Genomic DNA, 13,759 nt, shown 5'->3' with positions numbered 1-13,759 from the left:
CCCATCATGAAAGTCGCGATCGTCCACTACTGGCTCGTCGGGATGCGCGGGGGTGAGAAGGTGCTCGAAGCCCTGTGCGAGCTGTATCCGGAAGCCGACGTCTTCACCCACGTCTACCGGCCGGAGCGCATGTCCCCGACCATCCGCGGCCACCGGGTCACCACGACCTTCATCGACCGGCTGCCGATGGCCCACCGCATGTACCAGAAGTACCTGCCGCTGATGCCGCTGGCGCTGGAACAGCTCGACCTCAGCGCCTACGACCTGGTGATCAGCAGCGAATCCGGGCCGGCCAAGGGGGTGCTGACCCGGCCGGACGCGCTGCACGTCTGCTACTGCCACACGCCGATGCGCTACGTGTGGAGCGGCTATCATGACTACCTGTCCTCCGCCGGGCCGCTGGTGCGGCCGCTGATGCCCTATGCCATCCACCGGCTGCGGCAGTGGGACCTGGCGACCGCGGCGCGGGTCGACCGCTTCATCGCCAATTCGGCCACCGTGGCCCAGCGCATCTGGCGGGTCTACCGCCGCGAGGCCGTGGTGATCCACCCGCCGGTGGAGACCCGCCGCTTCGCCACGGCGCAGCCGCCCGGCGACCACTATCTGTTCGTCAGCCAGCTCGTCCCCTACAAGCGGGCGGACATCGCCATCGAGGCATTCAACCGCATGGGCCGCCGGCTGGTGGTGGTCGGCGAGGGCGAGGAGTTCCGCCGGCTGAAGCAGATGGCCGGCCCGACGGTCGAGCTGCTCGGCCATTGCTCCGCCGAGGAACTCGACCGCCAATATGCCGCCTGCCGCGCCCTGATCTTCACCGCCAACGAGGATTTCGGCATCGTGCCGGTGGAGGCGATGGCCGCCGGCCGGCCGGTGCTGGCCCTGCGCCGCGGCGGCGCCACCGAGACGGTGAAGGAGGGGCTGTCCGGCCTGTTCTTCGACCAGCAGACGCCGGAGGCGCTGATCGAAGCGGTCGAACGCTTCGAGGCCCAGGCCCACCGCTTCGATCCGGCCGCGATCCAGGCCCACGCCGCCGGTTTCGACAGGGTGCTGTTCAAGGTCCGCCTGCGGGAGACCGTCGATCGCTGGCTGGTCGAGCACCGGCTGGCGGAGGAGCGGACGGCGCCCGCTGCCGCCGACGCCGAGGCCGCCCGCCGACGGGAGCTGGCGACGGCATGAGCATTCCCCTCCCTCCCGGCCCCATCCCTTCCGGCCCCCTCCCCGCAGCGGGCGGCCCCGCAAGGCTCGGCGTCACGGTGATCGTCCCGACCTACCGCCGGCCCGACCAGCTCGCCGCCTGCCTCGACGGGCTGGCCCGCCAGACGCTGGCGCCGGCCCAGGTGATCGTCACCGTGCGCGATGACGACCCCGCCTCGGCCGACGCCGCGCGCCGCATGCTGGACCGGCTGCCGGTGGAGGTCGCCGGCATCGGCGTCCCCGGACAGGTCGCCGCCATCAACCGCGGCATCGACGGCGCCAGGGGCGACGTCGTCGCCATCACCGACGACGACGCCGTACCGCATCCCGACTGGGTCGAGCGCATCGAGCGCTGGTACCGGACGGACGCGCGGATCGGCGGCGTCGGCGGCCGCGACCACGTCTATCACGACGGCGTGCTGGAAGACGGCGCCGCCCGGACCGTCGGCCGCCTGCAATGGTTCGGCCGCGTCGTCGGCAACCATCACATCGGCACCGGACCGGCCCGCGACGTCGACGTGCTGAAGGGCGCCAACTGGAGCTTCCGCCGCAGCGCCATCGGCGGCAAGCGGCTGAACACCCGCCTGCGCGGCAGCGGCGCCCAGGTGCGCAACGAGGTCGACTTCTGCCTGCGGCTGCGGCGGGAGGGCTGGCGGCTCGTCTACGACCCGCTGGTGGCGGTCGACCATTTCCCCGCTGTGCGCCACGACATCGACCAGCGCGGGGCCGGACACTTCCATCCGCTGGCGCAGGAGAACGCGACCTACAACGACACGCTGGCGCTGATGGCCCATTTCGGGCCGCTCCACCGCCCGGTCTTCGTTTCCTGGGCGCTGCTGATGGGAACCTGCGAGTTTCCCGGGCTGGCGCAATGGGCGCGGCTGGCCCTGCGCGGCGACCGCCACGCCGCGGCCAAGCTGCGCGCCACCCTGCGCGGCCGGCTCGCCGGCATGCGGGAGTGGCGGGGAGCGCCGGCATGAGCCTCGCGGCGGATATCCATCATCAAGACGGCCATCGAGACGGCCACGGCATCGCCGGGCTGCCGTCCCTCGCGAAGCTGGCGCCGCCCGTCTTCTGGTTCCTGGTCGCCGTGCCGATCCTGGTCGGCAAGGCCGGGCTGCTGGAGATCATCTTCCCGGTCGGTGCGCTGGCCATCGGCGCGCTGCTGGTGACGCGCGATCCGGCGCGCTTCGCCGCCTTTACCTGGTGGCTGTGGTTCCTGACGCCCGAGGTGCGGCGGATGGTCGACTATCAGGCCGGCTGGAGCGTCATCAGCCCGGTGATGGTGACGCCCTTCGCCGTCGGCGCCTTCACGCTGCTGGTGATCGGCACCTATCTGCCGATGCTGCGCTACCGCGCCTACTTCGGCTTCGTTCCGGTCGGGCTCGGGCTGCTCTACGCCTATGTCAACGGCGTGTCGCAGGCGGGGCTGGCGGCGGCCACCTTCGCGCTGCTGAACTGGCTGGTGCCGGTGGCGCTGGGCCTCTACGTCGCCCTGCACTGGCCGATCTACCCGCAGATCCGCGACGCCGTGCTGCGGGCCTTCGTGCTGGGGCTGGCGGTGGTCGGCGGCTACGGGCTGATCCAGTATTTCGTCATGCCGCCCTGGGACGCCCGCTGGCTGATCAACGTCGGCATGACCAACCAGGGGATGCCGCTGCCGATGCAGGTGCGGGTGTTCAGCACCCTGAACTCCTCCGGCCCGCTGGCCTTCCTGCTGGTGACCGGGCTGGCCATCCTGCCGGCGGCGCGCGGCATCCTGGTCCCGGTCGCCGGCGCCCTCGCGTTGGGCTCGCTGATGCTCAGCCTGGTGCGCGCCGCCTGGCTGGCCGGCCTGTTCGTCTTCGCCTGGCTGCTGCTGACCATGCCCGGCCGACACCGGCTGCGCCTGGTCGCGGTGGGGGTCGGGCTGGTGCTGTGCTCGCTGCCGCTGCTGAGCGTGCCGCGGGTTCAGGAGGCCATCGTCAGCCGCTTCGACACGCTGAACTCGATGGAGAACGACCGCAGCTACCAGGAGCGGCAGGAGTTCTACGGCCGCTTCCTGATCCAGGCGCTGACCGAGGTGCGCGGCGCCGGGCTCGGCACCGTCGACACCGCGACCAAGCTGACCAACGAAGACAACCAGATGGGCGCGATGGCCTATTTCGACAGCGGCGTCCTGCGGGTGCCCTACGAACTCGGCTGGCCCGGCACGCTCGGCTATGTCGCGGGCATCCTGACGCTGCTGGTCGGCCTGCTGCGCCGCGGCGGCGCCCCGCCCGACCCCTTCGCCTGCTGCGCCCAGGCGGCGGCGCTCACCATCCTGGTCTGCATGGTGTTCGAGCATACGCTGGCGAAGGTCACCGGCGTCGGATTCTGGTTCTTCCTGGGCATGGCGCTCGCCGCGAAGAACCACGGCCTGGCGAGCCTGCAGGCGGCAACCCGGCAGGATGAACCGCTGCAGGAGGATGCGAGATGGACGGACGCCTGATCCTGCCCGGCTGCCTGCACCCGCGGGAGACGCCGTCGGTCAGCCTGCTCCAGCTCGGGCTGGGCTGGTTCCCGGAAACCCATGGCGGGGCGGAGAACGTGTTCTACCATCTGGCCCGCCACCTGCCGCACCAGGGCGTCGCGGTCGCAGGGCTGGTGCTGGGCCGGGCGTCGGCGGTGCTGGACGGCGGGGCGCGCATCGACAGCTTCGCGCCACCGACGGCGCCGCTGCCGCAGCGCCTCGCGGCGGCGCGCGCGGCGGTCGCCGCCGCCCTGCGCCGGCAGCCCCCCGACCTCGTGGCCTCGCATTTCGCGCTGAACACCCTGCCCGCCCTGCCGGCTCTGCGCGACCGCCCGCTGGTCGTGCACTTCCATGGCCCCTGGGCGCTGGAAAGTGCCGCCGAAGGCGCCGGCGCCCTTTCCGTCCGGCTGAAGCTGCTGGTGGAACGGCTGGTCTACCGCCGGGCCACCCGCTTCGTGGTGCTGTCGCGGGCCTTCGCCACCATCCTGACGGAGCGCTACGGCGTCCCCCCGGACCGCATCAGCCGGGTGCCGGGCGGGGTCGACGCCGGCCGCTTCGACCTTCCCGACGACCGTGCCGCCGCCCGGGCGCGGCTGGGCTGGCCGCAGGGGCGGCCGGTGGTGCTGACCGTGCGGCGCCTGGTGAGGCGGATGGGGCTGGCGGCCCTGGTCGACGCTATGGTCGAGCTGTGCCGCCGCGTGCCCGACGCGCTGCTGCTGGTGGCCGGCCGCGGGCCGGAGGCCGCCGCCCTGCAGGACCGCATCGGCGCGCTCGGGCTGGAGAATCACGTGCGCCTGCTGGGCTTCGTGCCGGACGCCCAGCTCCCGCTCGCCTACCGGGCCGCCGACCTCTGCGTGATGCCGTCGCAATCCCTGGAGGGCTTCGGCATCACCGCGCTGGAATCGCTGGCGGCCGGCACCCCGCTGCTGGTCACCCCGGTCGGCGGCCTGCCGGAGGTGGTGGAGGAGTTGGACGGCGACCTCGTGCTGGCAGGCAGCGACGCCCGTTCCATCGGCGCCGGCCTCGCCGAGGCATTGATCGGCAGCCGCCGGATGCCGGATGCCGCCGCCTGCCGGGCATTGGTCCGCCACCGTTTCGACTGGCCGGTCATCGCCGCCCGGACCGCCGCGGTCTACCGCGATACCCTGTCCTGAGCGGGCGAGCATGGGCATACGGGCATGAGCACGATCGTCATCCTCTGCGACCACGCCCATCCCAGCGGCGGGCTGGCGAAGGTGGCCATCGCCGGGGCGGCGGGCCTGGCGCGGCGCGGCCACCGGGTGCATTTCCTCGCCGCCGTGGCGCCGGTGGACACGGCGCTGCGGATCCCCGGCATCACCGTCCATTGCCTGGAGCAGGACGACCTGAAGGGCAATGGCAACCGCGTGCAGGCCGCGCTGCGCGGCCTGTGGAACCGCGAGGCGGCACGGGCGCTGGAGAGGCTGCTCGCCGCCTGCCCCGCCGGAGACACCGTGGTCCATGTCCACGGCTGGGCCAAGGCGCTGTCGCCCAGCATCTTCCCGGTCTGCCGCCGCTCCGGCCTCCCGGTCCTGATGACGCTGCACGACTATTTCCCGCTCTGCCCGAACGGCGCCTTCTTCGTCTTTCCCGAAGGTACCAACTGCCCGCACCGCGCCTTGTCGGCCGGATGCCTGGCCACCGACTGCGACGCACGGGCGCGGCATCACAAATGGTGGCGGGCGGCGCGCCACGCCGCCGGCGCGCTGGCCGGCGGCTTCACCGGGGGCTTGGCGCTGGTGACGCTGAGCGACCGCCAGCGCACGGTCATCGCGCCCCACCTGCCGTCCGGCACACTCACCCTGCCCGTCCCCAACCCAGTCGAGGTCGGCGAGGACATCCGCGCCCTCGGACCGGCGCAGGTCGGCGCCAACCGCCACATGCTGTTCGTCGGCCGGCTGTCGCGGGAGAAGGGGGCGGCGCTGCTGGCGGCGGCGGCGGCGGACGCCGGCTGCCCGGTCCGCTTCGTCGGCGACGGCGACGAAGCCGCGGCGGTGCGCAGGCTGAACCCGTCGGCTGAACTGTCCGGCTGGCTGCCGGCCGACGCCGTCCAGCGGGAGATCCGGAACTGCCGGGCGCTGGTGGTGCCCTCGCTGTGGTACGAGACCTTCGGCCTCGCCGCCTACGAGGCGTTGGCCAACGGCGTTCCGGTCATCGTCAGCGACAATTGCGCAGCCGCCGACGCGGTCCTTCCCGGCGAGGACGGGATCCTGTTCCGCAACGGCGACGCCGGCGACCTCGCTCGATGCCTGCGCCTGCTGTCGCGCGGCGAGGAGGCGGCCCGGATGGGCCGGCGGGCCTATGAACGGTATTGGCGGCATCCCTTCACGCCGGACCGCCATCTCGACCGGCTGGAGGAGGTCTATCGCGCGGCGCTGGAGGGCGGGCTCACACGGCTGGCCGGCATGCCGGATGCGGCATTGGCATGCGCGCCATGAGGCCCCCGCCGGTCGGCCGCCGCGCGGTCCTGGCCGCGGCGGCATCCCTGCCGGTCGCCACCCTGCCGGTCGCCCTCCCCGTCGCCGCGCCGCCGGCATGGAGCCGCGAGGCCGACCGCGCTTCTCCTCCCGCTTCCGCCGCCGGCCCGGCCCTGTCCATCCGCGACCGGGGCGCCGTCGGCGACGGCCGCAGCCATCCGCTGTCCGAACGCTACAAGAGCCTGGAGGCGGCCCGCCGCGTCCACCCGCATGTCCGATCGCTCGACCAGGAGTGTGACTGGGCGGCGCTCCAGGGTGCGATCCTGGAGCTGTCACGCTCCGGACGCGGCGGAACGGTGCTGGTGCCACCCGGCGAGTACCGGCTGAACGGCGAGGTCGTCCTGCCGAACCTTGATCGTTACGACGACGCCTTCAACGAGGTCGAGATCGTCGGCAGCGGCATGCGGTCGTCGCTGCTGAGCTGGACCGGCGACCTCGGGGAGGGCCGCTTCGCCGTCAGGGCCGGCAGCCGGCAGGGCGGGCGCGACGACGACGGCTACCAGCGCAGCCGCATCGCGCATCTCAGCCTGCGCGGCCCCAGGCCCGGCAACCGGCCGGGCGACCCGCCGCCGGGCATGGGCGGGGTGGCGCTGACCTCGCGCTTCCTCCTGGAGCGGGTCGGGGTCTTCGGTTTCCGCGCCGGGGTGGACGTCCGGCGCGACCACTCCTCGCTGATCTCCTGCCAGCTCGCCAAGAACCACATCGGCGCCTACTGGTCGGCGGGAACGGAGAGCTTCGGCGACCACCTGTTCCTCGACACCGATCTCGCCGGCAACACGTTGGCCTCCATCGCCGTGGCGCCGGAAAACGGCATCGACCATTCCAGCTTCCTCTCCTGCCATTTCGGCTTTTCGCCCTATGCGATCCTGGCCGAGGACGGGACGCCGAAGCGCAGCTTCCTGTCCAACAACAAGTTCCTGGACTGCGCCTTCGAAGCCTGCGGCAACGGCTGGATCCATGGACCGGAAGCCGAGATGTTCGGCAACAGCCTGGTCGGCTGCAGCGGTTCGCTGCTGCCCGACTACCGGCTGGCGCAGCGGCCGGTCAGCGGGTTGATCGTGGTGCGGGTGCTGGAGCGCAACCAGTTCACCGGTGGCACCGCCGGTTTCGGCGACGGCAGCAACGACCGTGCCGCCGACATCGAGACCGCGACCATCGTCGCCGCCAGCGCCGTCGGCAACCGGTTCGAGGACGGCGAGCGGCTGGTCCGGATGGGCCGCGACGGGCTGGCGCCCGCGCTGGCGGTGAGCGGCGCGTGCCGCGGCAACCGGTTCGAGGCCGTCGATTGTTCCGGCGAGTTCCGCAAGGCCGGGGCCGGCGGCGTCGAGGCCGGGGAGCTGGTGCAGCGCGATTATGACCGGGTGCGCCGCCTCGAACCCGGCAATCCCGCCGACGGCGTCGCCCTGACCACGGCACCCGCGGGTGGAATCGTCCCCGTCGCCACCGCCGGAACCATCCCGGTGGCCAAGGCGCGGGCGGGGGTGCGCATGGGCAGCCTGCTGCGCCCGAGCAGCGGCGCGGCGCAACGGGTGGAACCGGCCGCCGGTTCGGGGATGGCGGCGGGAACCTCGGCGGGAGTCACGGCGGGAGTGCCGCTGCCGGCGGTGGGGATCGCCGCGGGCGATGCCGCGGCGGGAAGCGACAGCGTGATGATGGAGCTGCGCCTGGAGGTGCGTTAAGGGCGGGTGCGTTGAGGGCGGGTGCGCTGGGCACGGAGGCGTCGGGAATGCGCATCTCCTTCACGGCGTCGAGCGCAGGACCCCTTGGCCCTCGCCGGCCCTCCGGTTGAGCGGCTCCGGCGATTCCACCAGGTCGGCATAGAGCCCCGCCGTCACCGACCAGTCCTGCCGCTCGGCGATGCGGCGGCCGGCGTCGCCCATCCGCCGGCGCTCCTGCGGGTCGGCGGCCAGCCGCCGCAGCGCCCCAACCAGCGCGGCCTCATCCTCGGGATCGTCCAGCAGGATGACGGCCCCCTCCTCCAGCAGGCGGCCGGCACCCGACAGGCGGGTGGTGACCACCGGCAGGCCGCTCGCCGCCGCCTCCAGCAGGACCAGCCCGAAAGGTTCGTAGCGGGTCGGGAAGACGAACAGGTCCGCGGCCCGCATCAGCGCCGCGACGTCGCGGCGATGGCCGAGGAACCGCACGCGATCGGCCACGCCGAGCGACTGCGCCAAGTCCGGAAAGGGGCCGCCCCGCTCGTCGCCGACCACCGCCAGCGACAGGCCCGGCACGCCGGCCAGCGCGCGCAGGATGCCGTCCAGGTTCTTGCGGTCGCTGCGGGCATCGCCGACGAACAAGGCGACCGGGACGCCGGGTGGCAGGCCGAACAGCGACGGATCCGGCAGGCCGGGCCGGAATTCCCCGACATCGACGCCGTTGTCGATCACCGTCACCCGGTCGGGATCGTGGCCGTCGGCCAGCAGCTCGTCCCGCACCGTGCGCGACACCGCCACCAGGCGACCGCTGCGGCGGAAACTCCAGCGTTCGAAGGCGACGTTCAGCAGCGTATAGAGCGCCCGATAGAACGAGAGCGGCGAGAGCCCCTTCCTGATCGGGTGGGCGGGTGACCGCAGCCAGGCGGAGTGGACGAAATGCACGGCATTGACGTCCGACCTCGCCCAACTGACGAAGCCGTTCGCCACCACCCGGTCGAGGCCGCGGCGGCGCTCCTCCGCCAGCGCCCGGCCCGCCCGCCAAGCGAAGATCTGGTCCTTGGCGAGCCGGGTCGGCACCCCGCCGTCCCCGACCGGCACCCAGCGCAGGCGCGGGTGGCTCCGCAGGTCCGCCGCCACCTCGGCCGCGACGGCGACCACCTCGTGCCCGCGGCGCAGCAACTCGGTCACCACCACGGCATTCACCCGGCCCTGGCCGTCGTGGTGAACAATCTTCTGCGTGACGACGGCAATGCGCATCGCGGCTGCTCCTGCTCGGCTGCTTGGACGGTATCGGCGGCGGTGCAAGTCGAAGTGGACCACGGGGCCGGTGCATACGCCAAACAATCGAATGGGCGCAGCAGATATCAACAGGCGTAAGACCAGCGTTGTTTTACCGTATCTTTTGATTTTTAAAACATTCGCAAATCCAAAAACGATTTTTATGGAAGAGTCAAAGATGAGTCAGATTCATATCTCATCATTGTCATGCGCTAGACTCCAAACAACATGTCAAGACTCCCGAACGAATAGGCTAACCCAATCGATCCTGTTACCTCGATCTGGCTTTTTCCTAATCTTTCGTTAATGGGAGACTCACCAATGGCGAGCACCGGTTCCAACCTCATCGACGTCACCTTCGCAATCGATGCCTGGGGCAACGCGGCCGGCGGCATCTGGCCGCATTTGTCCCTGAAGCTCGATGGCACCACCATCGGCCAAGCGACGGTGAACAGCAGCAGCCTCGGCCGCTACACCATCAGTGCCAAGGTGGAAGCCGGCAGCGCCCACAAGCTGCAGATCGTCTACGACAACGACGGCACGAAGAACGGCGAGGACCGCAACCTCTTCGTCCGCACCGTGTCGGTGAACGGAACCCCGATCGCCGCGACCGACAAGTCGGTGACCTACGACAAGGGGCCGGTCGACGGTAAGGACGTGGTGACGGGGCAGGAGGGGCTGTTCTGGGGCGGCGCCCTGAACGTGCCGCTGCCGGCGTCGCTCTTCCCGGCAACGGCATCGTCCGCCGCCACGCCGTCGGCGTCGAAGCCCTTCGAGATCGTGGTCAACGCCTCCGGCACCAGCGCCGGCGGCGTGCCGCCGCACTTCAAGCTGCTGGTCGACGGCAAGGCCGTCGCCGAGGCCAAGGTCGCCGCCGCCGCCGAGACGGCGTACAAGTTCACGGTCAACCTCGACCCGACCCTGGCGCACAAGATCCAGGTCCAGTACGACAACGACGGCGTGGTGAACGGCCAGGACCGCAGCCTCAGCGTCGGATCGGTGGTCGTCAACGGCCACGCCATCGCCTCGACCGCCGCCGGGGTCACCTATGACAAGGGCGCGCTGGACGGCAGGGACGTAATCGCCGGCCAGAAGGGCATGTGGTGGAACGGCACCCTGTCCTTCCCGGTGACGGCGGCGCAGTTGGCGTCGACCGCAGCCACCACCCCCTCCCCTCCCACCACCCTGCCGCCGGCCCCGCCCAAGACCGAGCATGACGCCACCGGTGCCGTCAGCAGCGACCGGCCGCCGCTGATGTCCGACGTGTCCACCATCTCCTGGGGGGCGGACCGCGGGTTGGCGCCGCAGCACCTGTTCTGGGACTCGGTGCCCGACTACAAGAACGCCGCGCACCTGAAGGAGACCCGCGACGTCGCCGCCGGCCACCTCGCCGATGGCGTGCTGCCGCTGATCGGGCTGCAGCTTTGGGAGGACACCTTCGAGTATTCGCAGAACGGTGGCGAGTTCGCCAGCCTGCCCGGCCACCAGGCCTGGGTCACCTGGGTGAAGGCGCACCCGCAATATCTCGGGCGCGACGGCGACGGCAACGTTCTCAATTCCGACAGCAGCAACCCCTATGGCTGGGGCTACGTCAGCCCGCTGATGCCGCTGGACGCCAAGGACGCGCCGGCCGGCTGGACCGGCGGCACCGCCCATTACGCCGACTGGATGGCGGACAAGCTGGGCCGCCTGTCGGCCCTGACCGGCACCCGCGGCTACGAGTTGGCCGACTTCTTCGACGGTAGCCCGCATTCGGGCGTGATGGACTTCTTCAACAGCCGCATGATCGCCGAGTTCAGCGCCAAGACCGGGATCAAGGTCGCCGGCTCGACCCTGGCGCAGCAGGCCGCCGACATCGTCGACAACCATCCGACGCAGTGGCTCGATTATTTCGTCGACGGCTGGGCCTATGGCTGGAAGGCACTGGACGACGCCATCGTCAAGAACACCGGCCACAACGCCTGGCTGACCACCCAGGTCTCCTTCACCCCGGCGGCGATGCGCGAGTTCGCGGGCGTCGACGCCCGCGTCATTGCCAAGACGATGAACCCGGATGACATCCTGTTCAACGTGCAGACGCTCGAACACTTCGAGATGCAGCACAAGCAGGCGCCGGCCTCCTACGAACAGGCGATGCTGGGCATCCATGCCGCCCGCGCGCCGGAGGCCCACTACGGCCACATGCTGTCCTCGTCGGAGAACGATTACTGGAACGCGGTGGACAGCCTCTACACCGGCGTCACCGGCACGGTGCGCGAGGAGCTGGGCTGGGGCCGGCTGGAGCAGACCTGGCTCCAGAGCGGCTGGACGATGGTCGCCGACGACCATGGCGGCGCGCGCCGCGCCGCCGAGCAGTGGTCGCGCAGCTATCACGACTGGGGCGAGGTCAAGCAGGAGTGGCTGGACATGCTGCGGGACATCGTGCCGACGCGTCCCTTCGGCCCGGCGCTCTATTACAGCGTCAACGCCGAGAAGGCGATGAACGCGCTGGAACCGGCGGGCAACTCGATCGGCAACGCCTATCTGGGCGAACTGCTGGAGCCGATCACCAAGCTGCACGACGCCGGCGTGACCTTCGGCTACTATGTCAGCGACGAGGCGCTGCCGTCGATCACCGCGGCCAACGCGCCCAGCGCATGGATCATCCCGCAGGCGAGCTATGACGGCCACAGCCTGATCAGCGACGCCGAGATCGCGGCACTCAAGGCCAAGGCACCGGTGCTGATCGGCGACGAGGCGCTGAACTATCACGGGCCGCTGAGCTTCACCGACAAGGATCCGGACGCCCAGATCACCGGCTACGGCTTCTACGACCAGAAGGACCGGCTGATCGTCGTCGCCTCCGACCGGGTCGACTTCAACGACACCGCCGCGCGCAAGGCGGTCGCCACCCATGTCGAGCTGCAGCTCGCCAACGGGCATTACAAAGTCGAGGACCTCGTCCACCACACCAGCCAGAGCTTCGACGTGGTGAACGGGATCGGCGGCTTCGACACCAGCATCGCGCGCTGGGACACCGGCGTTTACGCCATCACCCACGACGCCGCCTGAGCAGCCGGCCGGCGCGAGCCCCGCCACGCGCGGGTTCGCGCCGGCAACGGCATGACGGGCGGCGGCATGCAGAGCGACGGATGATTGACGGCGAATTCCTCTGGCAAACTCAATTTAAGAGTCTATATTATCTTCCAGCTAAGGCGCCCTAGGAAGCCGTATGGAATAGAGATTTCTAATTGAAATTGCTTTATGATTGGCTTTCTCTTCTTTATGCATGGATATCTTTCGGCCTGTTGTTCTAAGGAACTGCCACTTCCGCGGCCATACTCCTGATCTGTCCTGCCCTTTATCGGACTATCTCTTCTCCACCTGAATGCCAGAAGGTCTTATTATTTCAATCCTTCTGACAGGACGCTCTCCCTCGACAGCGTAAGGTTCGATCCGTCTGAACCTGGAATCTTTCCAAAAGTGTTGAAGACAATGCCGTGCGTGCCGGACCATAGTTCGGCTTAAATTCGATTGGGCGAGCACAACCCACCAGATACAACGTGCATCGCCCATCGATCCGGTCATCGCCACGGTCCAGCGCGGCGGTACTTAATCGAGGGGTGGAACGGCAGCACGACCGGCCGGGGCTCGAACGGGGAGCCACCGGCCGGGCGCCGGACGTCAGAAACCGGCGACGCCTGCACCGTCACTCCGCGATGCCGCCAAAGCACGACGCAGCGTCCCGGGAGGAAGACCTGCGAAACGGCCGAGCGATGGCATGCACCGAACGTCCAAATCTTTGGGGGAGACGGACATGCCCAATCGCATTCGTGTGATTGTTCATAATCAGAGCCGACTGCTGCGTGAATCAATCCTCAACATCCTCGACGATTGTTTCGAAGTCATCGATCCGCAGAGCCGGCTCGCCGCCGGCCTTTCTCCCCGGCCGTCCTGGAGCGGCCGCCTGAACGGCGGTCCGGACCGGATATCGCCCGGCCTCGCCAACGCGTCCGTCGCGACGCTGGAACCGCGTGAGCCGGCCGGGCCACCCGGCCAGCCGCCCGAGCGCACGGCCGACATCGTGCTGTTCGATCTCGCCTCTCTGAAGACCGACGCCTGGAACTTCCGGAGTTGGTACGGCGAGCAGGCGAAGCTGGCGATGATCGCCGACGAGTTCTCCGCCCATCACATGCGCATGGCCCTGCGCTTCGGCGTGCGCGGCTACCTGCTGAACCGCATGGCCCCGACCGCTTTCGTCCTGGCCTTGCGCCTGATCCACGCCGGCGAGCCGGTGGTGCCGGAGGAGTGCTTCGAGTATTTCTCGCCGACGGCGCTGCGCCGGACGTCCGACGACGGCTCGGTCCAGCAGCACGAGACGGAACTCCTCGGCTATCCTGGCCTTTACCCGCGCCACGCCCGCATCCTGAAGCTGATCATGGACGGGTGCAGCAACAAGGAGATCGCGCGCGAGATGCTGATGACCGAGGATCTGGTCAAGCTGCACGTCCGCCACATCATGCAGACCATCAACGTCCGCAACCGCACCCAGGCGGCGCTGTGGGCGGCCCAGAGCGGCATCATCCAGGAAATGGAGTATTTCCTGGAACGGAGCGCACCCTAAAGCGTGATCGTTTCAAGCCGTATCGCTTGAAACGTGACTCACGCGG

At 69.9% G+C, this 13,759-nt stretch carries 9 protein-coding genes; 8 read left to right on the top strand and 1 reads right to left on the bottom strand.

Features of this window, described 5'->3' with window-relative positions:
* The first annotated feature begins 6 nt into the window (after positions 1 to 6).
* From J2850_RS10225 to J2850_RS10200, 6 genes are read left to right on the top strand one after another with little or no spacing between them, the layout of a single operon-like run.
* On the top strand, positions 7 to 1,173 hold the full coding sequence (locus J2850_RS10225) for a glycosyltransferase (protein ID WP_209981219.1): 1,167 nt from the start codon (positions 7 to 9) through the stop codon (positions 1,171 to 1,173).
* Positions 1,170 to 2,171, top strand: a complete 1,002-nt coding sequence (locus tag J2850_RS10220) for a glycosyltransferase family 2 protein (RefSeq protein WP_209981217.1) — start codon at positions 1,170 to 1,172, stop codon at positions 2,169 to 2,171. The genes J2850_RS10225 and J2850_RS10220 overlap by 4 nt, the downstream gene beginning before the upstream one ends.
* On the top strand, positions 2,168 to 3,661 hold the full coding sequence (locus J2850_RS10215) for an O-antigen ligase family protein (protein WP_209981216.1): 1,494 nt from the start codon (positions 2,168 to 2,170) through the stop codon (positions 3,659 to 3,661). The genes J2850_RS10220 and J2850_RS10215 overlap by 4 nt, the downstream gene beginning before the upstream one ends.
* A complete protein-coding gene (locus J2850_RS10210; protein ID WP_209981213.1) occupies positions 3,646 to 4,836 on the top strand; it encodes a glycosyltransferase family 4 protein in 1,191 nt (396 codons plus the stop codon). Before J2850_RS10215 ends, J2850_RS10210 begins: the two co-directional genes overlap by 16 nt.
* 24 nt (positions 4,837 to 4,860) lie before the next feature.
* Positions 4,861 to 6,138, top strand: coding sequence for a glycosyltransferase family 4 protein (locus J2850_RS10205; protein WP_209981211.1), 1,278 nt, complete (start codon positions 4,861 to 4,863; stop codon positions 6,136 to 6,138).
* Positions 6,126 to 7,856, top strand: a complete 1,731-nt coding sequence (locus J2850_RS10200) for a hypothetical protein (protein ID WP_209981209.1) — start codon at positions 6,126 to 6,128, stop codon at positions 7,854 to 7,856. The genes J2850_RS10205 and J2850_RS10200 overlap by 13 nt, the downstream gene beginning before the upstream one ends.
* Before the next feature lie 60 nt (positions 7,857 to 7,916).
* On the opposite strand, the gene J2850_RS10195 is transcribed toward J2850_RS10200, so the two are convergent.
* A complete protein-coding gene (locus J2850_RS10195; protein ID WP_209981207.1) occupies positions 7,917 to 9,089 on the bottom strand; it encodes a glycosyltransferase family 4 protein in 1,173 nt (390 codons plus the stop codon).
* Between the two features lie 342 nt (positions 9,090 to 9,431).
* On the opposite strand from J2850_RS10195, the gene J2850_RS10190 reads away from it, so the two are divergent.
* Positions 9,432 to 12,161 carry a carbohydrate-binding domain-containing protein gene (locus J2850_RS10190; protein ID WP_246512959.1) on the top strand — a complete coding sequence of 910 codons (2,730 nt, stop codon included), beginning with the start codon at positions 9,432 to 9,434 and terminating at the stop codon, positions 12,159 to 12,161.
* A 745-nt stretch (positions 12,162 to 12,906) separates the two neighbouring features.
* Complete coding sequence (locus J2850_RS10185; protein ID WP_209981204.1) at positions 12,907 to 13,713, top strand: LuxR C-terminal-related transcriptional regulator; 807 nt, start codon at positions 12,907 to 12,909, stop codon at positions 13,711 to 13,713.
* Positions 13,714 to 13,759: the final 46 nt, after the last annotated feature.

Origin of the sequence: Azospirillum picis (assembly GCF_017876115.1) — a bacterium.
Taxonomy (GTDB): Bacteria; Pseudomonadota; Alphaproteobacteria; order Azospirillales; family Azospirillaceae; genus Azospirillum; species Azospirillum picis.
This window is presented reverse-complemented; position numbering and strand designations above follow the sequence as displayed.

Excerpts from the sequence above, each read along its gene's own strand:
- J2850_RS10200 (WP_209981209.1), top strand. The coding sequence starts at position 6,126 with ATGCGCGCCATGAGGCCCCCGCCGGTCGGCCGCCGCGCGGTCCTGGCC.
- J2850_RS10225 (WP_209981219.1), top strand. The coding sequence starts at position 7 with ATGAAAGTCGCGATCGTCCACTACTGGCTCGTCGGGATGCGCGGGGGT.
- J2850_RS10190 (WP_246512959.1), top strand. The coding sequence starts at position 9,432 with ATGGCGAGCACCGGTTCCAACCTCATCGACGTCACCTTCGCAATCGAT.
- J2850_RS10205 (WP_209981211.1), top strand. The coding sequence starts at position 4,861 with ATGAGCACGATCGTCATCCTCTGCGACCACGCCCATCCCAGCGGCGGG.
- J2850_RS10220 (WP_209981217.1), top strand. The coding sequence starts at position 1,170 with ATGAGCATTCCCCTCCCTCCCGGCCCCATCCCTTCCGGCCCCCTCCCC.
- J2850_RS10185 (WP_209981204.1), top strand. The coding sequence starts at position 12,907 with ATGCCCAATCGCATTCGTGTGATTGTTCATAATCAGAGCCGACTGCTG.
- J2850_RS10215 (WP_209981216.1), top strand. The coding sequence starts at position 2,168 with ATGAGCCTCGCGGCGGATATCCATCATCAAGACGGCCATCGAGACGGC.
- J2850_RS10210 (WP_209981213.1), top strand. The coding sequence starts at position 3,646 with ATGGACGGACGCCTGATCCTGCCCGGCTGCCTGCACCCGCGGGAGACG.
- J2850_RS10195 (WP_209981207.1), bottom strand. The coding sequence starts at position 9,089 with ATGCGCATTGCCGTCGTCACGCAGAAGATTGTTCACCACGACGGCCAG.